Source organism: Nocardia sp. NPDC050406 (genome assembly GCF_044459025.1).
Classification (GTDB): domain Bacteria; phylum Actinomycetota; class Actinomycetes; order Mycobacteriales; family Mycobacteriaceae; genus Nocardia.
The window spans coordinates 632,170-658,186 of the sequence record NZ_JBITIM010000004.1 but is presented as its reverse complement, the minus strand read 5'-3'; the positions used below and the strand labels follow the sequence as shown (position 1 = coordinate 658,186).

23 protein-coding genes and 1 riboswitch are annotated in these 26,017 nt (G+C 67.4%); of the genes, 12 read left to right on the top strand and 11 right to left on the bottom strand.

Annotated elements, in window-relative coordinates:
- Positions 1–26: 26 nt before the first annotated feature.
- Positions 27–269, bottom strand: a complete 243-nt coding sequence (locus tag ACIBH2_RS31710) for a hypothetical protein (RefSeq protein WP_397124185.1) — start codon at positions 267–269, stop codon at positions 27–29.
- Between ACIBH2_RS31710 and ACIBH2_RS31705 the strand changes: the two genes are divergently transcribed.
- A complete protein-coding gene (locus ACIBH2_RS31705; protein WP_397124183.1) occupies positions 253–1,386 on the top strand; it encodes a hypothetical protein in 1,134 nt (377 codons plus the stop codon). The genes ACIBH2_RS31710 and ACIBH2_RS31705 overlap by 17 nt on opposite strands.
- Here ACIBH2_RS31705 and ACIBH2_RS31700 read toward each other — a convergent pair.
- The 5 genes from ACIBH2_RS31700 to ACIBH2_RS31680 all read right to left on the bottom strand — a co-directional run bounded on the left by ACIBH2_RS31700 (position 1,343) and on the right by ACIBH2_RS31680 (position 5,701).
- Positions 1,343–2,722 carry a DUF5933 domain-containing protein gene (locus ACIBH2_RS31700; protein WP_397124181.1) on the bottom strand — a complete coding sequence of 460 codons (1,380 nt, stop codon included), beginning with the start codon at positions 2,720–2,722 and terminating at the stop codon, positions 1,343–1,345. The two genes, ACIBH2_RS31705 and ACIBH2_RS31700, sit on opposite strands and share 44 nt — an antisense overlap.
- Positions 2,723–2,796: 74 nt before the next feature.
- On the bottom strand, positions 2,797–3,942 hold the full coding sequence (locus ACIBH2_RS31695) for a glutamate--cysteine ligase (protein WP_397124179.1): 1,146 nt from the start codon (positions 3,940–3,942) through the stop codon (positions 2,797–2,799).
- Positions 3,943–3,953: 11 nt separating this feature from the next.
- Positions 3,954–4,628, bottom strand: coding sequence for a superoxide dismutase[Cu-Zn] (gene sodC, locus ACIBH2_RS31690; protein ID WP_397124177.1), 675 nt, complete (start codon positions 4,626–4,628; stop codon positions 3,954–3,956).
- Between the two features lie 116 nt (positions 4,629–4,744).
- Positions 4,745–5,296: a LytR C-terminal domain-containing protein gene (locus ACIBH2_RS31685; RefSeq protein ID WP_397124175.1), complete on the bottom strand. Its 552-nt coding sequence runs from the start codon at positions 5,294–5,296 to the stop codon at positions 4,745–4,747.
- Between the two features lie 51 nt (positions 5,297–5,347).
- Positions 5,348–5,701, bottom strand: coding sequence for a DUF3263 domain-containing protein (locus ACIBH2_RS31680; RefSeq protein WP_397124173.1), 354 nt, complete (start codon positions 5,699–5,701; stop codon positions 5,348–5,350).
- 208 nt (positions 5,702–5,909) lie between these two features.
- On the opposite strand from ACIBH2_RS31680, the gene ACIBH2_RS31675 reads away from it, so the two are divergent.
- From ACIBH2_RS31675 to ACIBH2_RS31655, 5 genes are all read left to right on the top strand, one after another.
- A complete protein-coding gene (locus ACIBH2_RS31675; RefSeq protein ID WP_397124171.1) occupies positions 5,910–6,500 on the top strand; it encodes a peptide deformylase in 591 nt (196 codons plus the stop codon).
- 52 nt (positions 6,501–6,552) lie between these two features.
- Positions 6,553–7,569 carry a GNAT family N-acetyltransferase gene (locus ACIBH2_RS31670; RefSeq protein WP_397124169.1) on the top strand — a complete coding sequence of 339 codons (1,017 nt, stop codon included), beginning with the start codon at positions 6,553–6,555 and terminating at the stop codon, positions 7,567–7,569.
- A gap of 29 nt (positions 7,570–7,598) precedes the next feature.
- Entirely contained in the window at positions 7,599–8,414 is an 816-nt protein-coding gene (locus ACIBH2_RS31665) for an exodeoxyribonuclease III (protein ID WP_397124167.1), read from the top strand.
- Positions 8,415–8,537: 123 nt separating this feature from the next.
- Positions 8,538–9,389: an alpha/beta fold hydrolase gene (locus ACIBH2_RS31660; protein ID WP_397124165.1), complete on the top strand. Its 852-nt coding sequence runs from the start codon at positions 8,538–8,540 to the stop codon at positions 9,387–9,389.
- On the top strand, positions 9,382–9,948 hold the full coding sequence (locus ACIBH2_RS31655) for a TetR/AcrR family transcriptional regulator (protein WP_397124163.1): 567 nt from the start codon (positions 9,382–9,384) through the stop codon (positions 9,946–9,948). The genes ACIBH2_RS31660 and ACIBH2_RS31655 overlap by 8 nt, the downstream gene beginning before the upstream one ends.
- Before the next feature lie 3 nt (positions 9,949–9,951).
- Here ACIBH2_RS31655 and ACIBH2_RS31650 read toward each other — a convergent pair whose 3' ends face one another.
- The 3 genes from ACIBH2_RS31650 to ACIBH2_RS31640 all read right to left on the bottom strand — a co-directional run bounded on the left by ACIBH2_RS31650 (position 9,952) and on the right by ACIBH2_RS31640 (position 14,607).
- Entirely contained in the window at positions 9,952–10,593 is a 642-nt protein-coding gene (locus tag ACIBH2_RS31650) for a hypothetical protein (RefSeq protein ID WP_397124161.1), read from the bottom strand.
- Positions 10,594–10,715: 122 nt separating this feature from the next.
- Entirely contained in the window at positions 10,716–12,539 is a 1,824-nt protein-coding gene (locus ACIBH2_RS31645) for an acyl-CoA dehydrogenase (RefSeq protein ID WP_397124158.1), read from the bottom strand.
- A 148-nt stretch (positions 12,540–12,687) separates the two neighbouring features.
- The gene (locus tag ACIBH2_RS31640; RefSeq protein WP_397124155.1) at positions 12,688–14,607 is read right to left on the bottom strand and encodes an acyl-CoA dehydrogenase family protein; all 1,920 of its coding nucleotides are present in this window, start codon (positions 14,605–14,607) and stop codon (positions 12,688–12,690) included.
- 180 nt (positions 14,608–14,787) lie between these two features.
- Between ACIBH2_RS31640 and ACIBH2_RS31635 the strand changes: the two genes are divergently transcribed.
- Entirely contained in the window at positions 14,788–15,414 is a 627-nt protein-coding gene (locus ACIBH2_RS31635; protein ID WP_397124153.1) for a TetR/AcrR family transcriptional regulator, read from the top strand.
- Between the two features lies 1 nt (position 15,415).
- Here the strand turns inward: ACIBH2_RS31635 and ACIBH2_RS31630 are convergent, their stop codons facing one another.
- A complete protein-coding gene (locus ACIBH2_RS31630) occupies positions 15,416–16,966 on the bottom strand; it encodes a hypothetical protein (protein WP_397124151.1) in 1,551 nt (516 codons plus the stop codon).
- A gap of 178 nt (positions 16,967–17,144) precedes the next feature.
- Between ACIBH2_RS31630 and ACIBH2_RS31625 the strand changes: the two genes are divergently transcribed.
- The 3 genes from ACIBH2_RS31625 to ACIBH2_RS31615 all read left to right on the top strand — a co-directional run bounded on the left by ACIBH2_RS31625 (position 17,145) and on the right by ACIBH2_RS31615 (position 21,917).
- Positions 17,145–18,350 (top strand): homogentisate 1,2-dioxygenase, encoded by a 1,206-nt coding sequence (locus ACIBH2_RS31625; RefSeq protein WP_397124149.1) that lies wholly within the window; start codon positions 17,145–17,147, stop codon positions 18,348–18,350.
- Complete coding sequence (gene fahA / locus ACIBH2_RS31620; protein WP_397124147.1) at positions 18,347–19,528, top strand: fumarylacetoacetase; 1,182 nt, start codon at positions 18,347–18,349, stop codon at positions 19,526–19,528. The genes ACIBH2_RS31625 and fahA overlap by 4 nt, the downstream gene beginning before the upstream one ends.
- 121 nt (positions 19,529–19,649) lie before the next feature.
- Positions 19,650–21,917, top strand: coding sequence for an MMPL family transporter (locus ACIBH2_RS31615; RefSeq protein WP_397124145.1), 2,268 nt, complete (start codon positions 19,650–19,652; stop codon positions 21,915–21,917).
- On the opposite strand, the gene ACIBH2_RS31610 is transcribed toward ACIBH2_RS31615, so the two are convergent.
- Positions 21,918–22,595 (bottom strand): TetR/AcrR family transcriptional regulator, encoded by a 678-nt coding sequence (locus tag ACIBH2_RS31610; RefSeq protein ID WP_397124143.1) that lies wholly within the window; start codon positions 22,593–22,595, stop codon positions 21,918–21,920.
- Positions 22,596–22,692: 97 nt separating this feature from the next.
- Here ACIBH2_RS31610 and ACIBH2_RS31605 point away from each other — a divergent pair, with 97 nt between their 5' ends.
- Positions 22,693–24,090 (top strand): lipase family protein, encoded by a 1,398-nt coding sequence (locus ACIBH2_RS31605; RefSeq protein ID WP_397124141.1) that lies wholly within the window; start codon positions 22,693–22,695, stop codon positions 24,088–24,090.
- A 136-nt stretch (positions 24,091–24,226) separates the two neighbouring features.
- A riboswitch (TPP riboswitch) is annotated at positions 24,227–24,337 on the top strand.
- A 9-nt stretch (positions 24,338–24,346) separates the two neighbouring features.
- On the top strand, positions 24,347–26,008 hold the full coding sequence (gene thiC / locus ACIBH2_RS31600; protein ID WP_397124139.1) for a phosphomethylpyrimidine synthase ThiC: 1,662 nt from the start codon (positions 24,347–24,349) through the stop codon (positions 26,006–26,008).
- Positions 26,009–26,017 lie beyond the last annotated feature (9 nt).

Sequence of the window (26,017 nt, the reverse complement as noted above, 5' to 3'; positions counted from 1 at the left end):
AGGCGAGTCGGGGTGTTGCCCAGCCGCTATAAAGGTAATTTCAGCCTGGTGAAGGCGTATCGGATAGCGGCCGAGACAGTGACGGCGCTGGTGGCGGCGACGGTTGCGGGATTATCGCTGGCCATGCCTATCGACTTCGCGTGGACCTCGCAAACCTCCGCATTGGAGTTGGATTTATTGGCATACAGCCTGCCGCGGGCTATTGCCACGGGAGCTTTGGCGGCTTTGATCGCGGCGGTATTGATCACCACATTGAGCAGCATTGTCACCGCGTGGATGACGGCGCTGGGCGGCATGGTGGTGCTGCTCGTCAATCATGTGTCCGGACATTCGCAGTCCACCTCCGCCTCGCTGTCCACCATGAATTTCATCGATTCCATTGCGGGCGGTATCGCACTGGGCGCATTGGGCGCGGCCGTGCTGCACCACCGGCTCCCGGCCTACGGCTGGAGCCTGGGCATGCTCACCAGCGTGCTGCTGGGTTCGGTGAATCCGCTGCCACACGTGGGCGGTTTCCTGGACGAATCGGTGCCGTCGACCGATTGGCCCGCCATGGACGTGCCGCCGCTGTGGATGATCATCGTGGCCCTGGTGCTGGTGGCCGCGAGCACCCTGGCCAATCGCCATCGCCGCCCCGCCGAACGCCTCTCGATCGAATTGCCCATGACGCCGATCCTGGCGGGCGTGCTGCTGGTGCTGGTCTTCGTCTTCAGCGCCGAATGGCTGGCCCGGCACGGCGGCAGCCTGGCCGATATCGGGGTGGCCGTCGTGGTGACGGTGGGCGGCGCGATCATCGCCGCCATGCTGCTGCCGGGCCGCGACGGCACGCTGGTGTTGTTGACGGTCTCGGTGAGCGCGGTCGGCAGCGCCACCATCGCGGCCTCGGTGCCCGCCTGGTCGGTGCCGCTGCTGGTCATCGTGGCCGCCCTGGGCCTGTTCGCGGGTGCGCGGCACCCGGTTCCCACCGCCTGTCTGGGCGCACTGCTGGTCTTGGTGCTGTTCACCGCGTTCACGGCCAATACCGAGAACTCGCTGCTGATCATGACCGGCACCACCGCACTGGCCTGGATCGCCGGATACAGCCTGGCGGCGGCCTCGCCGCACTACGTGCCGAACCGGGTGCTGGGCACCGTCGTGCTCTTCGTGCCCTCGGCGGTACTCGGTCTGCGCGACTATGTTTCGCGCGGCCACTACGCCCTGCGGGAGAGCCCGGACGAGCCCGTGGTGTGCACGGTGACGACGCAGGACACCTCGGCCCCGGCCTGGGCGGCCTTCGCCATCACCATCGGCTGTGCCCTCGGCTGGTGGCTGCTGCGCTCGAGTCGCCCGCTCCAGCCGACCGCTACCGCGGCGAAACCGGACGAGCCGGAGCCGGAGCCTCGCTGAGGGCCGCGAACCAGGTGCGGTAGAAGAGCGTGGTGAAGGCGGCGAAGGAGCCGAGCACCAGAATGCCCGCCGCGACCGGTGATTCGGCCATGGTGACCGGCAGGAACCGGTAGGCCAGCAACAGCGCCGCCAGCAACAGCGCGCCCGCGCCGACCACGCGCACGCGGAACCAACCCCACCCGCGATCGGGTGCGCGCAGCGCGGATTCCACTGTCATGCACAGCACCGCGCCCGCCACCAGGTCCACGCCGTAGTGGTACCCGAAGCCCAGTGTCGCGGTGAGGGTGGCGACGAGCCAGAAGGCGCCGCCCCAGCGCAGCCAGCGCGGCGCGGGCGAGCCGTCGTTGTCGCGGCGCGAGTGAATGAACACGGCCATGGCCCAGGCGGTGTGCATGGACGGCATGCAATTGCGCGGTGTCACGGTGTCGAAGGGCAGCGGTGCGGGATTCGGATCGATGGGCGGCACCAGCTGCGGCCAGAAATTGCCGACCTGGAGACCGTTCCCGTCCGCCCCGAACGCGAACATCGGGCCGACCACCGGAAACAGCACGTACACAACGGGTCCCACCAGCCCCAGCACGAGGAAGGTGCGCACCAGATAGTGGTTCGGCCACACCCGCGTGCGCACCACGCCGCGCAGCTGCCAGACCGCGACCACCATCGCCGCCACCGGCAGTTCGATGTAGACCCAGTGCAGTACCGCGTACACGACCGGCCCGAGCGCGTCGATGACCCGGCCCATGATCCAGGACGGATCGCCGAGGGCGTGATCGGCCAGCACCACGTAGGTGTCGAACACCTTGGGCCCGGCCAGGATGGTGATGTGCAGCCATACATCGCCGACCTTGGTGGCGAGGGTGAGCAGCGCGCCCAGGGCGGCGGCGTGCAGGGCGGTGGTGAACGGCCGCGGATCCGCGCCACGCCGCAGCGCGTCGCGCCATTTCCAGAAGGCCCCGACGCCGATGGCCGTGAGCACGATGGTCGGACCGTTGCCGAGCCCGAACGGCCCACCCGCGAGCAGCCGGACGACGGCGAACACCGCGTCGATGCCGATCGCGGCCGCCAGCGCGATGCCGCGCCATTTCCAGGTGAGTCCCACGAGCGCGAGCGCCAGGCCCGCCCACGGCACCGACACGGACTTCGGCGTCCCCGCGTAATCGCGCCAGATGCTCTCCAGCGGTCCTTCGAATCCCTTGTGGGAGGCCACGATCTGCAAGACCACGAGCAGTACGGGCACGAAGGCGACCGCGGCGGTCACCGCGACCTGTCGTCCGGACAACCGCCGCGCCTGACCGACCGAATCCGGGCGCGGGTCGTCTAGGAGCACGCCGACCATAGTAAACGTCGCGTGAACGTGGCCCCGGCCCTAGCTGAACGCCAAGCGAGCTACCAGCCTATTAGCACCGGAAACTACTGGTTCAGTTCCTTGACCAGCGAGTCGACCACCGCGACCAGATCCCCCTGCGCGGCCGCGGCCACCCGACGCTGTCGCTGATAGGAGGCGCCGCGCTTGGGAATCTCCGCGACGAGAGCCAGTTCGGCTTCGCAGCCGAGGCTCTTGGCGGTGGGTTCGAGCCGGTTCAGCAGATCGGTCAGATCGTCGGTGACGAGACGCTCGTTGCTGTCGGCATCGGTGATGATGATGGCGTCGAGCCCGTAGCGGGCGGCGCGCCACTTGTTCTCCTGGACATGCCAGGGCGGAATGGTCGGCAGGGTCTCCCCGGATTCGACCCGGCGGTCCAGATCCACGACCAGGCAGTGAATGAGGGCCACCAGCGCCGATAGCTCGGCCCGCGAGGGCAGGCCGTCGCAGACGCGGACCTCGATGGTTCCCCATTTCGGCGCGGGCCGGATATCCCAGTGCATCCCGCCGAGCTGTTCGAACACCCCGGTCTTCATCTGGTCGTGCACGTAGTACTCGAACTGCGTCCAGTTCTCGAATTGGAACGGCAGCCCGGCGGTCGGCAACTGCTGGAACATCAGCGACCGGTTGCTGGCGTATCCGGTGTCCACCCCCGCCCACATGGGCGAGGAGGCGGAGAGCGCCAGCAGGTGCGGATACGACAGCAGCATGGTGTTGAGAATGGGAAATACCTTCTCCGGGTGGGAGATTCCCACGTGCACGTGCACGCCCCAGATGAGCATCTGCCGCCCCCACCACTGGGTGCGTTCGATGAGTTCGTCGTAGTGCGGGGTGCGGGTGAGCTGCTGGGTGGACCACTGCGCGAACGGATGCGTCCCCGCGCAGAACAGATCCACGCCGAGCTCGTCGGCGGCGCGGCGCACCGCGGTGATGGTGCCGGTGAGCTCGTCCACCACCTCGCCGACGCTGTCGTGCTTACCGCTGACCAGCTCGACGGTATTGCGCAGCAGTTCCTTGGTGATCTGCGGTGTGCCGTCCCAGGCCCGCATATCGCCGCACGCGTCGAAAACCGCTGCGGCTTTGCTGGACAGGTCGCGCGTCACCTTGTCGACGAGCGCGACCTCCCACTCCACGCCGAGCGTGGGCCGGGGCGATGAGTTGAAGGGAACCTTCGCGATACCTGCCCCGCCCATGGCTCTCCTGGTTATCCGATGACGCCGCAGGCGACCCGCGACCCGGCGTCGCCGGTGGCCAGGGTCTCGGTGTCGGGTCCGGCACCGTTGTTGTAGCGGCTGGGGATGTTGCCGAAATTGTCCGCGCCCGCGTGGATCATCAGGGCCTTGCCCTTGATGTCGTCCAGGGTGACGGCGTCGGTGGTGGTGACGAGCTTGGCCCCGCCGTCGCCGCGCACCTGCAGCGAGGTGAGGTCACCGCTCATCGGGTGGGCGTTCTGGTCGCCGACCTGCAGATGCGAACCGGCCGAGAGGAAGTCGCCCGCCGGGCCGCCGGTGGGGGCGGTGGAGTTGGGCTCGCACTTGCCGAACTGGTGGATGTGCAGGCCGTGGAAGCCGGGCTTGAGGCCGTGCGCCTCGATGGTGATCTCGACGTGGTTGCCGACCTTGCCGAAGGTGGCGGTGCCGACCGTCTGGCCGTTGGAGTCCTTCAGCGTGGAGCTGACGGATTCGGTGGGCGGAGCGGTGTGGCCGTGCTCGGACGTCGAACCCGCCGGAGCGGGCGAACTCGTGAACACCGGCGGCGTCGTCCCCTTGACGTCGCTCGATTCCTGGCTGTTGGAGCAAGCCGCGAGGCCCAGGGCCGCGACCGCAAGCACCGGGGTCACAGTCCGCCAGGACGGGCGACGAGTTGTGGACGGGGCCATCGGGGAACTCCTTTACGAGTACCGAGTTTACGGGTACAGCAGGGTGGACAGGTTTCGTACCGGACAAGATGATGCCAGAGTCACCACCCCGCCCCGTGCAGGGGCCGGGCGGTCGTTCAGTTGCCGGTCACTATGACGATGACTCCCGAGGGGGAGTTGGCGAGACCGGGAAAGCGTGGCTCGGCGGTTGCCCCGAGCTCATTGGCGATGGCGATGGCCGCCGCCTGCTCCTTCGGCGAATCTCCGTAGTACACGGTGGTTTTCGGAATGACACCGTTGCCGTAGTTACCGGTTTCGGCAATGGACCAGCCCGCGGCGGAGAGTTGGCTGGCGGTCTTGGCGGCCAGCCCCGCGACCAGGCTGTTGTTGTACACCCGCACCGGAATCGACTGATCGACGGCGGCGGTCGTGGTCGTGGTGGTGGGCGGTGCGGTGGTGGTGGTGATGGGCGGCGGCGTGGTCGTCGCCGGTGCGGCCGAAACCGTCTGTGTCGCTACGACACTGGCGGTGGTCTGCGCGGTCTGTGCCGCGTCCGTGCCCTCGGCCTCGGAGTCCGAACTCGACAACGACATCGCGCCGAGCCCCGCGAACACGATGGCCAGCGCTATCAGCACCATGGCCAGCGCCCGCAGCGGCGGGCCGCCGGACGGCGAATTCGGGTTGCTCACGTCTGCGAGCCTAATCCCAAGTGCGGGGTGTGGGCTGGATCTGGGGTGGTGTCATACCTGGAAGCCGAGACGCCGTGCCGCGCGGGCCTTCTGCCGACTCGCCCGCAGCCGCCGCAGCCGCTTGACCAACATCGGGTCGGCGGCCAGTGCTTCCGGCTTGTCCACCACGGCATTCAGGACCTGGTAGTAGCGCGTGGGCGACAGGCCGAACAGCTCGCGAATGGCCTCTTCCTTGACACCGGCGTACTTCCACCACTTCCGCTCGAAATCGAGGATCTCGATCTCCCGACGGGAAAGACCGTGTGCCCCATCCTCGTCGGGCAGTGTGGCGTTCACCGCGATCTCATCGCTCGCGGAAGGGCTGTCCTCGCTTGCGGAGATACTCCGTGCCGCTGCGCCGTCCATAGTGCTCCCTCGCCGAGTTGTCACCAGACGAAAATGGTGCTGTCCGTCGCCGATCATTCAACCACGCGGCGCAGACTTGTCAGCGCGTACCGCTCGGCGTGTTCGCGACACGACCGTCCGGCGTGTTGGCGTTGAATCGACAACCTTTCACTCGGCCGCCCGCAGGTCAGAGATCTGGCGGCGGAACCCACCCAGTAGGCTGCTGACCATGGCTATCCTCCCCATCGTGATCGTCGGTGATCCGGTTCTGCACAACCCGACCGCTCCGGTGACCGAGTCTCCGGAGGAGTTGGCGACACTGATCGCGGACATGTACGACACCATGGACGAGGCCAATGGCGTGGGTTTGGCCGCCAATCAGGTAGGGGTGGCCAAGCGCCTGTTCGTCTACGACTGCCCCGACGAGCTACCCGACGGCTCCATGAAGCGCCGCCGCGGCTGCGTGATCAACCCGGTGCTGGAGACCTCCGCCATTCCCGAGACCATGCCCGATCCCGATGACGACGAAGAGGGCTGCCTGTCCGTACCGGGTGAGCAATTCCCCACCGGCCGAGCCGAATGGGCGCGGGTGACCGGCACCGACGAGCACGGCGAACCGGTCGATATCGAGGGCAAGGGCTTCTTCGCCCGGATGCTCCAGCACGAGACCGGACACCTCGACGGCTTCCTCTACACCGATGTGCTGGTCGGACGCCACGCCCGGGCGGCGAAGAAGGCCATCAAGCGCAATGGCTGGGGCACACCGGGTTTGACGTGGGTGCCGGGCACGGTGCCCGACCCCTTCGGACACGACGACTGATTCGGCGGCGACCGATTACCGCGCGATTGCCCTGGCGACGATTGATTCACCGATGACCGACTCCGACGACCCGGCACCCGATTCGGCGGCCGACGTACCCGATCCCCCTGCGGCCGTGCGCGATTCCGCCGCGCCCTCGGTGATCGGGCGACGCGTGGTCGTGCGCTACCGACTACCCGAGGGCTACCCGCAGCCGCTGACCGATGTGATCGGCGAACTGGTGTCGGTCGATCCCGTGACGGTGCGCACCGCCGACGGCGAGGTGGTGCAGATCGCGGCGGACCGGGTGGTGGCCTGGAAGGCGCTGGGCGCGCGGCCGATTCGCACCAAGGAGATTCGCGCCCTGGAGTCCGCCGCCGCCGACGGCTGGCCCGGATTGCAGCGCGGCTGGATCGACGGCTGGCAGGTGCGCGGCGGCAACGGCTACACCCACCGCGCGAATTCGGCGGTACCGCTGGGCTCTTCGGGGCAACCGGCCATCGCCTCGGCGGAGACGCTGCACGCCATCGGCGAGTGGTACGCGGCCCGCGGACTGCCCCTGCAACTGCTGCTGCCGGATCGGCTGGCTCCCGCCCCGCCCGGCTGGCGTACCTGGAACGAGACCGCCGTCCTGGCCGTGGACATCTCGAATATGGTGCTGCCACAAGGCCCTTCGATGGCGCGGGTCGATCCCGAACCGTCGGCGGAGTGGCTGGACACACACGGTCGCCGCGGGGAGGACGAACCCGCGGCCCCGATCGACCTCGAGGTGCTGACCGCCATTCGCGATGGTGAATTGGGTTTCGCCACACTGGGTTTGCCCACCCCCATCGCCATCGGCCGGGGCGCGGTCACCACGGCTCCCGACGGTCTGCGCTGGATCGGGCTGTCCTGTGTGGCGGTCGCCGCGGCGCATCGCCGTCGCGGTCTGGGCGCGCTGCTGTGCGCGGAGCTCATCCGCTGGGGCGCGACCCGGGGAGCCACCCACGCCTACGTCCAGGTCGAGGTCGACAATGAACCGGCCCTGGCGCTCTACCGGGAACTGGGCTTCGTGGACCATCACCGGTACCGGTACGCGGCTCCCCAGTGAGGGGCCGACATTCGATCGAAAGGTAATTCGTGCGGCTCGCGACCTGGAATGTGAATTCGATTCGCTCCCGTGTGGACCGGGTGGTGTCCTGGCTGGACCGCTCCGATGTGGACGTACTGGCCATGCAGGAGACCAAATGCCGCGACGACCAGTTCCCCTTCGAACGCTTCGAGGAGGCCGGGTACGAGGTCGCCCATGTCGGGCACAGCCAGTGGAACGGCGTGGCCATCGCCTCGCGCGTCGGACTGGCCGATGTGGAGGTCGGCTTCCCGCACCAGCCCGGCTTCGACAAGAACGCCGCCGAGACCCTGTTGAGCACGCCGGTGGTGGAGGCGCGGGCGCTGGGCGCGACCTGCGGCGGCGTGCGCGTGTGGAGCCTGTACGTGCCCAATGGCCGGGCGCTGGTCGATCCGCACTACGCCTACAAGCTGGAGTGGCTCGCGGCGCTGCGCAATGCCGGAACCGATTGGCTGGCAACCGATCCGAACGCCCAGGTGGCGCTGGTGGGTGACTGGAACATCGCACCCACCGACGACGACGTCTGGTCGCCGCGGTTCTTCGTGGGCAAAACCCATGTGTCCCAACCGGAACGCGATGCCTTCCACGCCTTCGACGCGGCCGGTTTCACCGATGTGATGCGCCCGTTCCACCCCGGCCCGGGTGTGTACACCTACTGGGACTACACCCAGCTGCGCTTCCCGCGCAAAGAGGGCATGCGCATCGATTTCATCCTCGCCTCCCCCGCCCTCGCGGCGCGGGTCACCGACGCGAATGTGGACCGGGAGGAGCGCAAGGGCAAGGGCGCGAGCGACCACGCCCCCGTGATCGCGGATCTCGCCGACTGAGTCGAACACCCAGGTGGCAGGCCCTCTTTCCGGGTCTGCCGAACTTTCTGTTGACAGGCAAAGCTACTGACATTAGCTTTATGGCTACAGCGATTAGCTGAATGAGTTCGACAGGAGCGAGACATGACCGAGTACCTCACCCGCGACGGTGGCCGCATCGCCTACGACGTCACGGGCACCGGCCCCCTGGTGGTGCTCTCGCACGGCATCGGCACCCGGCGACAGTCCTTCCGCGACCTGACCCCGCTGCTCGTGGCGGCGGGCTACCGGGTCGCCGCGGTCGATCTGCGCGGACACGGCGAATCCTCCATGAACTGGACCTCCCACGATGGCAGCGAGGCGATTTCACGCACCGATGTGGCGGGCGATCTGCTGGCGGTCATCCGACACCTGGGCGGTCCCGCGGTCATCATCGGCCATTCGATCTCGGGTGGCGCGGCCACCATCGCGGCGGCCCAGGATCCCGAATCCGTCACCGGCATAATCGAACTCGCCCCGTTCACGCTCACCCAGCAGCTGGCCGTCGGCGCGTTCTGCACCGTGCCGCGCTACCGCCGGGGTATGAGCCGCCTGCTCGGCACCATGGTCTTCAAGAGCCAGCGACTGTGGTTCTCGTACTTGGACGCGGCCTACGCCATCAAGCCCGCCGACTATGCCGAAGACATGGCCGCGCTGGGCGAAAAGCTCAGCGAGCCGGGGCGTTTCGCGGAATTCCTGAAGACGGGCAAGTCCACTCCGGCCGATGCGCAGGAGCAGCTGCCCCGGGTGACCCGCCCGGCCCTGATCGTCATGGGCACCGAGGATCCCGACTTCGCGGATCCGAAGGCGGAGGCCGAGGCCGTCGTGGCCCGCATGCCCGCCGGAATCGGCAGTGTCGCGCTCCTCGAGGGCGCGGGTCACTACCCGCACGCCGAAACCCCGGAGCGCGTGGCGGAATTGGCGATCGCCTTCCTGAAGGAGCACACCGGTGCCTAGGGCCGGACTGTCCACGGCGGCCGTCGTCCGGGCGGGCGCCGAGCTGGCCGACGAGATCGGCTACCAGAATCTCGCCATGGCCCCGCTGGCCCAGCGGCTCGGGGTGCGTACGCCCTCGCTGTACAAGCACGTGGCGAGCCTGGCCGATCTCCAGCACGGTATCGCCACCCTGGCCATCACCGAACTCGACCAGGCGACTCGCGATGCCATGCACGGACTTTCGGGGCGAGCGGCGCTGGAGGGGTTCGCCCGCGCGTTCCGGGCCTACGTGGTCGAGCACCCGGGCCGCTACGCCGCCACCATCGGCGCGCTGACCACCGGCGAGGACAATCCGCTGCGGGAACCCAGTGTGCGCATGGTGGTTTCGATGACCGCGGTGCTGCGCGGCTACGGGATTCCCGACGACGAGATGGATCACGCGCTGCGCGCGCTGCGCTCGATCATCCACGGCTTCGCCGGATTACAGGCCGCCGGTGGCTTTCAGTGGACCGGGGACCCGGAGCGCAGCTTCGAGTGGATCATCGACTTCATCGACCGCGGACTGCGCGACCGGGGCTGAATCTCATTCCACCGGACGGGTTTTGATGGCGTCGCGGGAGATGAAAACGTCCCACTTACCCGGTATGGCGATCACCGCGTTGCCGTAGGCCGAGCGCACGAAGGATTTCGTGTACCAGGTCTCGGAGCGCATATCGTCGAAGAAGTCGCCGTCGCCGCCATTGAGGAAGATGTGGTTCTGGGTGGTGGCGACGCCGTCGAGGCGCTGGCCGTAGAGGCGGGTCACCTTGTAGCCGGAGTTGAAGCCGAGCGCGTTCACCCACGGTTCGAGCTCCACGATATTGGCCTGCAGCACCCACATATCGCCCTCGACACGGTATTTCAGCTGCTGCTCCTCGTGGTTCCCGTCGCCGTAGAGCAGCAGATCGATATCCATCATGTGCTCTTCGCCCTCGACCTTGGTGGCCACGATGTGCGCGGCCTTCACCTCGCCGGTGAGTCCGAGGAAGGTCTGCAGCAGCGTGGTCACCCACAGGATGACCACCGCGACCAGAACCAGGGAGACCGCGGCCATACCGCGTCCCGCGACCACGCGCCAACCGACCTTGCGGGCCTTCAGCACAGCGGTCACCAACAGCGCCAAAGCCACGACGCCGAGCACGAGGAGCAGGACCTGAATCCAGCCGAAGGTCACCGGGAAAACCATGCGGTAGTTGTACCCGGTTGCGGGGGTGCGACACCGCAGGTTGCGCGCGGATCGGGCGTGTCATGGCGGACACGCCAAAAGGCCCCGGCACCAGCGGTACCGGGGCCTCTCGTGCGGTCGACTCAGAACGCGGCTTCGTCCAACTGCATGATGTCGTTGTCGAGGTTCTCGATGACCGTGCGCACGCCGCTGAGCAGCGGCAGCTTGTTCTTGGTGAACCAGGACGCGACGGCGACCTTACCGGTGTAGAACGCCTTGTCCTTGTCCGAGGCACCGGCCTCGAGCGCGGCCTGGGCGATCGTGGCCTGCTCCAGCAGTCGCCACGCGATGACGAGATCGCCGGTGGCGTAGAGGAATCGGACCGAACCGAGGCCGACCTTGTACAGCTCCTCCGGGGTCTGCTGCGCGGCCATCAGGTACCCGGTGAGGGTCGCGGCGATGGCCTGCACATCGGCCAGCGCCGCGCCGAGCAGCTTGCGCTCGGCGTCGAGGCCGGTGCCCTGGTCGACGAACTTCTGGATGAGTCCCGCGACGTGCCCGAGCGCCACGCCCTTGTCGCGAATGATCTTGCGGAAGAAGAAGTCCTGCGCCTGGATGGCGGTGGTGCCCTCGTACAGCGAGTCGATCTTCGAATCGCGGATGTACTGCTCGATCGGGTAATCCTGGAGGTAGCCCGAACCACCAAGGGTCTGTAGGGATTCCGTCAGCGTCTCGTAGGCGCGATCGGAGCCGCAGCCCTTGACTATGGGCAGCAGCAGATCGTTCACCCGCTCGGCCAGCTCGGCGTCGGCCCCGAAATTCGCCTGTGCCACATCGGCGTTCTGGTAGGCGGCGCAGTACATGTACAGCGCGCGCAGCCCCTCCGAGTAGGCCTTCTGCAGCGCGAGCGAGCGCCGCACATCCGGGTGGTGGGTGATGGTGACGCGCGGCGAGGTCTTGTCCGCCATCTTGGTCAGATCCGCGCCCTGCACGCGCTGCTTGGCGTACTCGAGAGCGTTGAGGTAACCGGTGGACAGCGTGCCGGTCGCCTTGGTGCCCACCATCATTCGCGCATTCTCGATGACCTTGAACATCTGCGCGATGCCATTGTGGACGTCGCCGACCAGGTAGCCGACCGCGGGCTTCTCGCCGCCGAAGGTGATCTCACAGGTGGGCGAGGACTTGATGCCCATCTTGTGTTCGACGCCGGTCACGTACGCGCCGTTGCGCTCGCCGATCTCCATTGTCTCGGAATCGAACAGGTACTTCGGCACGATGAACAGCGACAGTCCCTTGGTGCCGGGGCCAGCGCCCTCGGGGCGGGCCAGCACCAGGTGGAAGATGTTGTCCGCGGTATCGCCGACGTCGCCGCCGGAGATGAAGCGCTTGACGCCCTGGATGTGCCAGCTGCCGTCGGACTGCTCGACGGCCTTGGTGCGGCCCATGCCGACATCGGAACCGGCGTCCGGCTCGGTGAGCACCATCGTTCCGCCCCAACGGTTCTCCCAGGCGTGCGCGGCCCAACGCTTCTGCTCGTCATTGCCCTCGGTGAAGATCACCTGGTGCATGAGCGGGCCCATGTTGAAGAAGCTCGCCGAGTTGTTGGCGGCCACCAGCATTTCCTGGATACCCCAGATGAGGGCGTTGGGGGCCGAGACGCCGCCCATCTCCTCGGGCATGCCCAGGCCGGAGTAGCCCGCCTCGTTGACCGCGGCCACGGTCTTCTTCAGCGATTCGGGAACGGTGATGTCGTGGGTCTCCGGTCGGAACTCCACCGGATTGCGGTCGGCATCGACGAAGGAGGCGGCGATGGGCCCGACGGCCAGCCGCTCCGCCTCGGACAGCATGGCGCGCGCCGTCTCGCTGTCCAGATCGCCGTAGGCGCCGCTGTCCAGCAGCGCCCCGATGCCTAGCACTTCGAACAAGTTGAACTCGATATCTCGCAGGTTCGCCTTGTAGTGCGTCACGGGCCCGGCCTCCTAAGCCATTGATGATCGAATAACTGGAGGTTGCCGTACGTTTGTCCGGTTACGCAAGCGTAGGTGCTTGTGCAACTGGGCGCATAGGGGGCCGGACCCGGTCCGCCGGAAGATAGCGGGCTCTACGGAACAGGTTCTAGGGGTTCATGACATAAGCTCCAGCCAGCGCGCGGACCCGACCAAGCACCTGCTCGAACCGCTTCGGGTCGGCCACCGGGCGGCGGACGAGATCCAGCGATCGCACCTGCTGCGCCTTGGTAGCCGAAGGTTTGCCATTGAGCGTGACGGCATGTTTTGAGAAATCGCGCACAAACAGGTCGAAGAGCTGATCGAGCACTGCGGCCTCGGTGCCCTCGATGGCCGCCTGCTCCAGGATCAGCTGGGCGTAGGGCACCATCGTGAACAGCTCGCCGAGCGCGAACAGGAAGTCCACGTCCTCCTGCTGCTCGGCGGTCGGGGTGGCCGCGGCCAGGAGCGTCTGGAAGGCCTGCGCCTGCTCCAGGAAGACCGCCACATTCGGAATGTGCGAGTACTGCTCGAAGATGGGCCGCCAGTCGGCGAAGCGAATCTTGCCCAGCCCCTTGCTCGGCCCCTGGCGGAACAGGAATTCGTCGTCGGCGGCGTCGCGGCGGGTGGGCACGGAAGCGTGCGCGGCGCGGGCGAATTCGGCCTTCAGCTTGGGCACGGCCTTGGCGGCGGGTGCGGCCGCCCGGCGGCTGGCCCAGCTCAGCGCCCCGGAGACGGCGCGCACGGCGCCCTGCGGCGCGATGGCCGTGCCCGGCAGGTAGCGCAGCGCCGCCAGCCCGGCGTCGGCCGGATGGAACATGTAGGCGGGCATGAACTTCAGCGAGAGCGCGAGGTTCACGTGCACCGTGCCCTCCAGGCGCGGCAGTCCGAACATGCCGATCATGGCCATGGGGAAATACATGTCGTTCTCGAAGCCGCGCGCGGCGATGACATCGGCGGTGTCCTCGTAGAGGCGCTGCCCCTGCCGGGTCACCGACATCTTCTCGATGGCGTTGAACAGCAGATAGCGCCGGTCGTCGTCGTTGGCCGAACGCATGTAGTCGATGGCGCGCTCGCTGTAGAGCTTCATGCCGACCAGCCGGGCGTAGTTGTCGGCCAGCAGTGCGCGCACCTGCGGGAACTCGGTCACCCTGTGCCCGAACAGGATTCGGTTCTCGGCATGGGTGACGGCCTCGTACATGGCGTGCTCGCACGCGCCGACCGCGCCGAATCCGAGATTGAACTTGCCGACATTGACGGTGTTCATGGCGGCGTCGAACGCCTCGCGCCCGGTGTGCAGAATGTCCTCCTCGGCCACCGGGTACTCGTCGAGATCGAAAGCGGCGACGTACATCTGGGAGTCGACCACGTTCTTGCGCAGCTGGTAGTTCTGGTGCCGGGAGTCGGCGGCGAAGAACAGATAGCCCGAGTACTCCTCGTCGGTCATCTTCCGCAGGAAGTCGGCGGAGTCGATGATCGGCTTGTCGGCGCGGCGACCGAAGACCGAAACCATCGCGGCCGCATTGCCATTGCCGATGTAGTACTTGCCGCCGGTGGCGGTGTAGCCGCCGCCCGGCTTCGGCTCGAGGACCATATCGGTGGAGTAGATATCCGCGCCGTGCGCCTGTTCGGAGAGGCCGAAAGCGAAGATCTCACCGGAGTCGAGCGCGGCGGCGGCGCGGGCCTTGGCGGCCTCGTTGCGGCTCTGCCAGATCGGCCCGAGCCCCAGGATGGTGACCTGCCAGACGTACCAGTACTGCATGCCGTAGAAGCCCAGGATCTTGGACATCATGGCGATGCGGGCGGTGTCCCAGCGCTTGTCCGGATCGCCACCGGCCTGCGCGGCGGGGGTCAGGAAGATGGCGAAGAGCTTCTCGCTCTTCACGAAATCCAGGAAGTCGGAGTACCAGACGCGGTCGCGGCTGTCGGCGAGCAAGCGCACCTTGCCCTTGCGCTCGAACCAGTCCACGGTGGCCCGCAGCAGGCGGCGGGTCTCGGGGTCGAATTCGGCGAATTCGCAGGTCTTGGGGTTGAACAGGGTTTCGGTCATCTCTGGGCTCCTCGGACCCGCGCACCGCGGCCGCCGGGTGCGGGCACGGTGCGGCGCGGGACTGTCCTGGCGATTTCATGCGTGAATGTAGCATTATCCTTCACGGCCGTAGGAAACGATCGTGTGAATCCCTGTGACCAGCCGATCACGCGGGCGAACGCGCTGCTATCGTCGGTGACCATGGGTACCGAATCGGCTGTACGGCCGCGACAGCGCGCACAGCACCTCGGGCCCGAACGCCGTCGGCCCCAGGTGCTCGACACCGCACTGGAGATCGCCGTGGAGAACGGCATAGCGGCCGTCACCATCGCCGCGGTCGCGGATCGCATGAAGGTGACCCGGCCGGTGGTGTACGCCTGTTTCGCCGATCGCGTGGAACTCATCGAGTCCCTCATCCGCCGCGAGGAGGACTACCTGCTCAGCGGCATTCTGGACGCCCTCCCCCGCCGCCGCGTCGAGGCCGATGAGGCCGTCTTCGTCGAGGGCTTCCGCGCCCTCCTGCACACGGTGGCCGCCCGTCCGGTCACCTGGCGTCTGTTGTACGGCAATCCCGATCCCGCCGTGGCCGATTCGTTCGGACGCGGGCGACAACTGGCCATGGAGCGCTGCACCCTGCGACTACGCCCGACACTGCGGGCCTGGGGCACCGTGGACGCGGAGCACAAACTGCCCGCGCTGGTGGAGCTGTGGGTCTCCGCCGGAGAGGGTGCGGTGCGCACCCTGCTCACCGGCGAAGGCGATTGGAATCCGGACAATCTCGGCGAGTTCGTCGGCGCGGCGGTCTACCGCGCGCTGCGCCACGCCTGAGCTAGAGGTTCAAGCGCGCCCGAGTCTGATCCCGCCGCAGCCCGGCGGCGCCGAGCAGCGCGGCCAACGGCAGCACCGATTTCGGATCGAAGGGCTGCCGCCAGAATCCCCCGTGATTGGCATCGGCGTAGAGCAGCGCCTCCGGATGCTCGGACGGGAGACGATCCGCGTCGGCGAGGTCCACGGCCAGTTTGGCCGCCATGAGATAGCGCGCCGTCTGCGCCGGGAACACCTCGATCCCGAAGCGGCCCGCCCCCGAGTACGCGTAGTCGAAGACCCGATTCCTGGTGACCGACCGCGTCCACGACGCCGGAGCGACATTGAGCGACACCGGATTTCCGGCCGCGGCCGCGGTGAGTCCGCGCCAGCGCTGAATCCGCTTGGCGAGGGCGTAGTTCGGCCCCTGCATCGGCAGCAGCATGTCGGCGACACCCCACCGGGCGCCGTCGGCGGCGGTGTGCTGCTCGGAATAGCCACGGCGGCACAGGTTTCCAGCGCTGCCGAGACGCAGACCGCCGTGCATCGCACCGAGCGCGCGGCCGCGTTCGTCCCAGCGCCGATGCGCCTCGGCCACCACGGACCCCGGTACCAGGTAGGCATCGGTCGGGGTGCTCAGATACGCCAGCGCCGTCCCCGGTCGCTGCTCGAGCAGTCGCACGGCAATGGCATCGGCGGCGGCCGTGAGCGCGACATGCCGTGCGCCGTCGGAGTACCCGTACATGCCGAGCACCAGATCCTTGTCGGGCGCGGCCTGCGCGAGCAGCCACGCGGCCACCTCGGGTGCGCGGGTGGCGATATCCAGGCCGGTGGCGGTGGCCTCGATGGCACCGGCGAAGCGGGCGACGGCACTGGCCGCGAAGGCCCCGTCGAGCTGCGGGACCGTCACCGAACCTGCTCCACGCCTTGCGGTTTCGGCTATCCGGTCGGCGACGGCGGGAATCGGAACGTCGATGGCGAGAATATCCGCGCCCCATTCGCACAACGGCTCCAGCGGCCCCATTTCGGCCGCCGCTCCGAGCAGGGCCACCTGGCGGCCGGGCACACGCAGCAGTGTCGGATCGGCGATGGCGCGCTCGATGGCGGTGACGAAGCCCGACTCCACCACGCCCCGGTCGTGCCAGCGCCGCAGCTGATCCCGCAGGGCCGCACCGCAGAGGTGAGTGCCGCGATACGGCACCGACAGCGCGGCGGCGGGCTGGTTGTCACCGAGAATGGTGACGGCCTTGGCGGTGGGCGTTTCGGTCCAGACGATATCGGCGAGCGCGTGTTCCAGGCCGTTGTGGCGGTAGCGCAGTAGCCGGTGCACGGCCTCGAGTCCGGCGGCCGCCGTGCGCAGGGTCTCGGCGGGGCCGCGCACCCCCAGCGCCGTCGCCGCGACATAGTGCTCGATGTAGTCGGTGCGCCAGGACCGCGTCTTCGCGATGCGGGCGGCCAGCGCCGGATCGGCGGCCCCCACCGCCTCGGCGAGAATGGCCCGACCGGCGGGGCTGGAGGCCCGTACGCCGTCGACCAGCGGAAACTGTACGCCCTGCTCGTCCAGGAAGGTCGCCATTGACCCTGCTCTTTCTGTCGCTGTTGTTCGGATCACCTCGGCTGAAGCACAACGAAAATCCAACGCAGATGCACAAATCGCATAGTTCGGGCGAGTCGATCTGCCACGCGAACCACGATTCCGTGGCTACGATATATGGCGGGGCTGTCGGACCAGCAGTCTGACGGGAGGCCGAATCATGGCGTTCTATCGACAGGTGGGATCGGTGCCGCCCAAGCGGCACACGCAACACCGTGACGCCCAGGGCAACCTCTACTACGAGGAGCTCATGGGCGAAGAGGGATTCTCCGGCGATTCCTCACTGCTCTACCACCGCGGCTTGCCACCGGCGATCGTCGACTCCGAGGTGTGGGTGGTGCCGGATCAGCGGACCTTCCCGAATCATCCACTCCAACACCGACATCTGAAGCTGCACGAGCTCTTCCCGGGCGACCGGCCCGCCACGACCGATGTCGTGCGGGGCCGACGGCTGCTGCTCGGCAACGCCGATGTGCGCATCTCCTACGTGGTCGCCGCGCGGCCCTCGCCGCTGTATCGCAATGCCATCGGCGACGAGTTGGTGTACATCGAATCCGGCAACGCCCGGGTGGAGACGGTCTTCGGCGAGCTGCGCGTCCATCAGGGGCATCAGGTGCTGCTGCCACGCGCCACCACGCACCGCTGGCTGCCCGAGGGCCCGGAACCGTTGCGCGCCTACATCATCGAGGCCTCGGGGCACATCACGCCGCCGAAGCGCTACCTGTCGCGGTTCGGCCAGCTGCTCGAGCACGCGCCCTACTGCGAACGGGATCTGCACGGTCCGGCCGAGCCGCTGCAAGCCGAGGGATCCGATGTGGAGGTGCTGGTGAAGCACCGCCCCGCCGGTGAGGTGGTCAGCACCCGAATGGTCTATGCCACACACCCTTTCGATGTGGTGGGCTGGGACGGCTGCCTGTACCCCTTCGCCTTCGATATCGCGGATTTCGAGCCGATCACCGGTCGCGTGCACCAGCCCCCGCCGGTGCACCAGGCCTTCGAGGGCAGCAATTTCGTGGTCTGCAATTTCGTGCCGCGCAAGGTCGACTACCACCCGCTGTCGATTCCGGTGCCCTACTACCACTCCAATGTGGACTCCGACGAGATCATGTTCTACTGCGGCGGAAACTACGAGGCGCGCAAGGGATCCGGGATATCGCAGGGTTCGGTGTCGGTGCATCCGGGCGGTTACGCGCACGGCCCGCAGCCGGGAGCCTACGAACGCAGCATAGGAATCGAATTCTTCGACGAACTGGCGGTGATGGTTGATACCTTCAAGCCGTTGGGTCTCGGTGAGGGTGCGTTGGCCTGCGAGGATCCCGAATACGCGTGGACATGGTCGGGTCGTGGACCGGGGGTACGTGAGTGAGCAGTCGAGTGCGGATCGATATTCCGGCCGAGTCCGGGTTCGGTCCCGAACACCTGCCGTACTGTGTGTTCAGCCCGGCGGGTGAGCAGCCCCGGGTCGGCGCGCGGCTCGGCGACAGCATCGTGGATCTGGCTGTGGCACTGGACGATCCGATGTTCGCCCAACCCAGCCTCAATGCCTTCATGGCACAGGGTCCGGGTATCTGGAGCGAGGTGCGCCAGCGCCTCCAGGCGGCGGCGGACGGCGAATTCCCGGCCGCCGCGGTGCATGCCGTCAGTGCCGTCGAGCTGCGACTGCCCATCGAGGTGGCCGACTACGTCGACTTCTACGCCAGCCTCGACCACGCCACCAATGCCGGGCGCATATTCCGGCCGGATGCCGAACCGCTGCTGCCGAATTGGCGGCATCTGCCGGTGGGCTACCACGGTCGCGCGGGAACGGTGGTGGTCTCCGGCACCGAGGTGATCCGACCCTGCGGTCAGCGTCGAACCGCCTCGGGTACACCGGATTTCGGTCCGAGTCAGCGCCTGGACATCGAGGCCGAACTCGGTTTCGTGGTCGGCGCGGGCTCGGTGCGGGGTGAGCCCGTGGGCACCGGCGAGTTCGCCGACCACGTGTTCGGCGTGGCCTTGGTCAACGACTGGTCGGCCCGCGATATCCAGGCCTGGGAGGCGCAGCCGCTCGGCCCGTTCCTGGGCAAATCCTTCCTGACCTCGCTCTCGGCCTGGGTGACGCCGCTGGATGCCTTGCGGGAGGCCAGAATTCCGCTGCCGGACCAGGACCCGCCACCGCTGCCGTACCTCCAGGACCGGGCCCCGTGGGGTCTGGACATCACCCTGCGCGTCGAGTGGAACGGGCACCTGGTCGCGACGCCCCCGTACTCGCGCATGTACTGGTCCCCCGCGCAGATGCTCGCCCATATGACCGTGAACGGGGCGTCGACGCGCACGGGCGACCTGTTCGCCTCCGGCACGGTCTCCGGCCCCGAGCGCGAAGAGCGCGGCTCGCTGCTGGAATTGAGTTGGGGCGGGACCGAACCCCTCGAGGTGGGCGAGGCCAAACGCACGTACCTGGAGGACGGCGACGAGGTGGTGATCACCGCGACCGCGCCCACCGCATCGGGCGGACGGATCACATTGGGCGAGGTGCGCGGCGTCATCGCACCCGCGCGCTACTGACGCCGCAGTCGCCGACCGATAGCTGTTTCGCATGGCCATGACCATGGTCACTGTCCATCGCTGACGCGGGATCTGGACAGCTACCGTTCCGAGATCGGAGAACTCGGAGGGTAGTGCGTCAATGTTGACCAATCTCGCCCGCTTCGCCATGGCGCGCCCGCGCGCCGTGCTGGTGGCCGCGCTGTTGCTGATGATCATCTGCGGCGGGGTCGGCGCGACGGTGAAATCCCATATGGTCGGTGGCGGCTACCTGACCGACGAGTTGGAGGCCGTGCGGGCCGACGACTTCATCGAGGACAATTTCCCGGGCGGCAATCCGAATCTGGTCATCATGGTCTCCGCCGACGGCGGGGTGAACAGTCCGCAGGCGCGCGCCGCCGCCCGGCACATCACCGACGACCTGGGCGACGACGCCGACGTCACCGGCGTGCGGTCGTACTGGGACACCGTCACCGCCCGCGGCGATCTGGCGACGGCGCTGCGCAGCAAGGACAGCCAGCGCGGCCTCATCCTGGCCACCCTGCTCGGCACCGATACCGAGGTGCAGAATCGCGCCGCCCAGATCAGCGCGGACCTCACCGGCGACTACGACGGCGTCCAGGTGCGCGTCGGCGGTATGGCGGGCACCTTCGCCGATATCAACCATCAGGTCGAGAAGGATCTGATTTTGGCCGAGGCCATCGCGATTCCGATCTCGGGTCTGCTGCTGGTGCTGGTCTTCGGCAGTCTGGTGGCCGCGGCGCTGCCCATCGGGGTGGGCCTGTTCGCCATCGCCGCCACCCTGGGCATTCTGCGCGCGCTCACCACGGTCATGGAGGTGTCGATCTTCGCGCTGAACATGACCAGCGCGCTCGGCCTGGCCCTGGCCATCGACTACAGCCTGTTCATCGTCAGCCGCTACCGCGAGGAGAAGGAACAGGGGCGCGATACCCACGCCGCCGTTCTGCGTTCGGTGCAGACGGCGGGCCGCACGGTCGTGTTCTCCGGCCTGACGGTGGCCCTGGCGCTGGCCGCGCTCGCGGTGTTCCCGCAGCCGTTCTTCAAATCCTTCGCCTTCGCGGGCGTGGCCGTGGTGCTGGCGGCGGTCGGCGCGTCCGTGGTGCTGCTGCCCGCCGCGCTCATGCTGCTCGGCGATCGAGTGAATGCCCTGGATCTGCGTAAACCGTTGCGGCGCATGCTCGGCCGCGGCGAGCCCAAGCCGGTGCGGGCCGAGGACAGCGGCTGGTACCGCCTGGTCACCTGGGTCATGCGCCATCCCGCACCGGTGGCCATCGCGTCCACCGCCCTGCTGCTCGGGCTCGGATCCCCGTTCCTGTCGGCGCAATTCGGCAGCCCGGACGATCGCGTGATCGGCGATTTCGCCTCCAGTCGCCAGGTCGGCGACGCGCTGCGCGAGGACTTCACCGCCGATATGGCCTCCAGCATCGTCGTGGTGCTGCCCGAATTCCAAGGCTCGGCGAGCGAGATCGAGGCGTACGCGAAGGCGCTGTCCAAGGTCGGCGACGTCCCGGCGGTGCTGTCCAGCGCGGGCGTCTACGGCAATGAGGTCAAGCAGGCGGCCGGGGTCGCCGAGATGGCCGGACCGGCCGGGACGTATCTGTCCGTCGGCACCAAGCTCGCACCGTCCTCGGTGGCGGGCAAGGAACAGTTGGCCGCGCTGCGCGAGGTGGCCGCCCCCGGCCCGGTGCTGTTCGGCGGGGCGGCGGCCCTGGACGAGGACACCATGGACACCGTGAAGGAGCGGTTGCCGGTGGCGCTGGCCCTCATCGCGGTCATCACGCTGTTGCTGCTGTTCCTGTTCACCGGCAGCGTGGTGTTGCCGATCAAGGCGCTGCTGCTGAACCTGCTCTCGGTCTGCGCCACCTTCGGGGCCATGATCTGGATCTTCCAGGACGGCCACCTCTCCGGCGTGCTGGGCTTCACGCCGACCGGCACCATCGACATGTTCATGCCGATCCTCATGTTCTGCCTGGCCTTCGGCATGTCCATGGACTACGAGGTCTTCCTGCTCTCCCGGATTCGCGAGGAGTGGCTGGCCTCGGATCGCAGCAGCGCGGCCAATACCCGCTCGGTGGCGCTCGGCGTCGCCCGCACCGGTCGAATCTTCACCGCCGCCGCGGGTTTGATGGCGGTGGTGCTGCTGGCCGTGGCCACCTCGCAGGTGGCCGCCATGAAGCTGTTCGGCATCGGCCTGGCCTTGGCGGTCATCGCCGACGCCACCATTATTCGCGGCCTGCTCGCCCCCGCCCTCATGCGGCTGATGAGCACCGCCAACTGGTGGGCCCCGAAACCGCTGGTGGCACTGCACAAGCGCATCGGCTTTGAGGAGGCTCCGACCGAGGAGCCCACCGCCGCACCGGATTCGGAGAAGGTCGGCGCGGCGAGGTGATCAGGATTCGGTGATGGCCCGGCGGCCGAGCTCCACGACCAGCAGATAGTGGGTGAGATCCTCGGTCAGCGTCTCCACCGAATCGGGGGCCTCGCCGTCGTCGTGATGGTGCAGCCAATCGGCGACGAGTTCGAACATGCCGCCGATGGCGGCCAAACTCACTGCCAGACCGCGTCTTTCGTCGGGGTCGGGGGTCGGCCACTGGGTGTTGAGGAAGGCGGCGGCCCACCGGCGATTGCCGCGCCGCTGCTTCTCCACCGCGGGTGAGATACCGCCCGCCTCACCGAAGGTCACCTTCGCCAGGCGCGCGTCGTCGGCGATGGCGTGCACGAAGGCCGACACCACGGCGCGCAGCCGCTCGCGCCACTCCAGCCCGGCGGACTCCGCCGCCACCTCCGCCACCCGTTGCTGGAACTGCACCGTGATCTGTTCCAGCAACGCGACGTAGCAGGCTTCCTTGCTCTCGAAATGGTCGTAGAAGCCCTTGGTGCCGACATAGGCGTGCTGGCAGATCTGCTCGATCGAGGTCCCCGAATAGCTTTGCCGGGCAAAGAGTTCGGTGGCCGAGGCGAGCAGTTGTCGGCGGCGCTGGGCACTGCGCTCGTCGGCGTCCAGGCCACGAATCCGACGCCGAGCGGGGGTGTGTTCGGGCCGCGCGGCGGATTTGCTGCGGGTCATGGGTGAACCTTAGCTGCGTCATTTTCAAAAAGGTCTCTTGTTGACAACAGGATACCGTGTTGTAATCGCTGTCACGTCGATGAGGAAGGGAACAGACGTGGCAGGGATCAATGGGGATCGCCGCCGAGGGGGGTGGCGACGCTGGACGTCGGCCGCGCTCTCGGCGGCACTGGCAATGAGTGCCGCGGTACTGCTCGGCAGTACCGCGCCGACCGCGACGGCGGCGCCACAGCCGGTGGATGTGGACCCGTTCTATCAAGCGCCCGCGGGCTTCGAATCCGCCGCGCCGGGCGATATTCTGCGCAGCCGCGAAGTGCAGCTGGCGGTATTGACGGTGCTGCCGGTGCGAGTTCGCGCCTGGCAGTTGCTGTATCGCACCACCGACCTGTTCGACAATCCGACGGTCGCGGCCACCACGGTGGCGGTTCCCATGGGGGCCAATACTTCTCGCAGCCGTCCGCTGGTATCGCACCACTTCTTCTACGACAGCGCCGCACCGCACTGCGCACCCTCGTTCATGTTGCAGCAGGGCGGCGGTCTGGCCGGGGTGGAGGGCATCCACTCCAATGTCGAGTACCTGGAGTTGGCGGCCTCCATCAGCCAGGGCTACGCCATCAATGTGCCCGACTACGAGGGCCTGGACGGGCATCTCGCGGTCGCCAAGGAACCCGGCTACATGATTCTGGACAGCATTCGCGCCGCCGAGCGGTTCGAACCCCTCGGCCTGGACGGCGCGAATACGCCGGTGTCCATGTGGGGCTATTCCGGTGGCGGTATGGCCAGCGGCTGGGCGGCGGAAATGCAGCCGACCTACGCCCCGGAGCTGAATATCAAGGGTGCCGCCATCGGCGCACCGGTCTCGGATGTGGAGTCACTGCTGCACCTGAACGGCTCGATGTTCTCGAGCCTCATCGGCATCGGCATGGCATCACTGCAGAACGCGTACCCGAAATTCGCCGAGACCACCGAGCGCTACCTCACCGACGAGGGCAAGGCGCTGATGAACCGCACCAATGGTCAGTGTCTGCCGCGCAATGCGCTGACCATGATGTTCATCGACTACCAGCGCTTGCTGACCATTCCCATCAAAGATTTCCTGGCGCTGCCGGAGATTCGCGAGGTCTTCGACGCGACCGTGCTCGGCAAGACCGCGCCGACCATTCCGATCATGCTCTACCAGGGCGTCTTCGACGAGGCCGTCCCGGTTTTCGACAATGACGAGCTGGTGACGAAGTGGTGTGCGGGCGGCACGTCGGTGCTCTACAAACGCGACCATCTCAGTGAGCACCTGACCCTGCCGACCCTGGGCATGGGCGATGCGTTCAATTGGATCAAGAGCCGCATGGCGCCCGGCGCGGGCACCCCGGTGGGCTGCCAGACCGAGAACCACCTGTCGATGTTCTTCGACCTGAACGACATCCTCATGCAGACCGAGATCAACCTCAATGCCACCTTCGGCGCATTGGGCGTCCCCATCGGCCCGCAGGAGCGCTGAGAAACCTTCTCACTCAGACCCTGTGCCGCGTGCCCCGATCGCAACCGGAGCGATCGGGGCACGCGGGTATCCGCCGCCCGTAGCGGTCTCGCGTCGCGATCCGCGCGGACCCGGTATGGTCGGCTGCGTTATCTATTCGCATGCCAACGGGGGCTCGCACCAGCGGGCTGAGAGGACGGCTAGTGGGCCGTCGACCGTATGAACCTGTCCGGGTAATTCCGGCGTAGGGAGGATTCCAATGTCACCTGATCGTGTCGTGTCCACAAACGGCGCCGCCGACAAGGCCGCACCCGTCGACACCGTGACTACCGGTCCCATCGAAGGCAGTGAGAAGCACTACGAGCAGGTCGAGGCCGATGGCACGACGCTGCGAATCCCGGTGCGCCGCATCAATCTCACCAATGGCGACCACTTCGACGTCTACGACACCTCCGGCCCCTACACCGACGCCAACGCGGTGATCGATGTCGAGGCGGGGCTGCCGAAGCTGCGCGACGAGTGGGCCAAGCCGGATATCCCGGGCCCGCGCACCCAGCTGCACTGGGCGCGGGCGGGCATCATCACCAACGAGATGCGCTATATCGCCGCGCGCGAAGGGGTTTCGCCCGAGCTGGTGCGCGACGAGGTCGCCGCGGGTCGCGCGGTGATCCCGGCCAACCACAACCACCCCGAATCCGAGCCGATGATCATCGGCAAGAAGTTCGCGGTGAAGATCAACGCCAATATCGGCAATTCCGCGGTCACCTCCTCCATCGCCGAGGAGGTGGAGAAGATGGTGTGGGCCACCCGCTGGGGCGCGGACACCATCATGGACCTGTCCACCGGCAAGAACATCCACGAGACCCGCGAGTGGATTCTGCGCAACTCCCCCGTCCCGGTCGGCACCGTGCCGATCTACCAGGCCCTGGAGAAGGTGAACGGCGATCCCACCCAGCTCACCTGGGAAATCTACCGCGACACCGTCATCGAACAGGCCGAGCAGGGCGTGGACTACATGACCGTGCACGCGGGCGTGCTGCTGCGCTACATCCCGCTGACCGCCAAGCGCGTCACCGGCATCGTCTCGCGCGGCGGATCCATCATGGCGGCGTGGTGCCTGGCGCATCACCAGGAGTCGTTCCTGTACACGAATTTCGCGGAGCTGTGCGAGATTCTCGCCGAGTACGACATCACGTTCTCCCTCGGCGACGGCCTGCGTCCGGGCTCCATCGCCGATGCCAACGACGAGGCCCAGTTCGCCGAGCTGCGCACCCTGGGCGAGCTCACCAAGATCGCGAAATCCCATGGCGTGCAGGTGATGATCGAGGGCCCGGGCCATGTGCCCATGCACAAGATCGTGGAGAACGTGCGGCTCGAGGAGGAGCTGTGCGAGGAGGCCCCGTTCTACACCCTGGGCCCGCTCGCCACCGATATCGCCCCCGCCTACGACCACATCACCTCGGCCATCGGCGCGGCCATCATCGCGCAGGCGGGCACCGCCATGCTCTGCTACGTCACGCCCAAGGAGCATCTGGGCCTGCCCAATCGCGATGACGTGAAGGTCGGCGTCATCACCTACAAGATCGCCGCCCACTCCGCCGATCTCGCCAAGCAGCATCCCCGGGCGCAGGAGCGGGACAACGAACTGTCCAAGGCGCGCTTCGAATTCCGCTGGAAGGACCAGTTCGCGCTGTCCCTCGACCCGGATACCGCGCGCGAGTACCACGACGAGACGCTGCCCGCGGAGCCCGCCAAGACCGCGCACTTCTGCTCCATGTGCGGTCCGAAGTTCTGTTCCATGCGTATCTCGGCGGATGTGCGCGAGTACGCGGAGAAGCAGGGCCTCACCGATGTGGCCGCCATCGAGGCCGGTATGGCCGAGAAGTCCGCGGAGTTCGCGGCGACGGGCAAGCAGGTGTACCTGCCCGTGGTGTCGTAACACCCGATC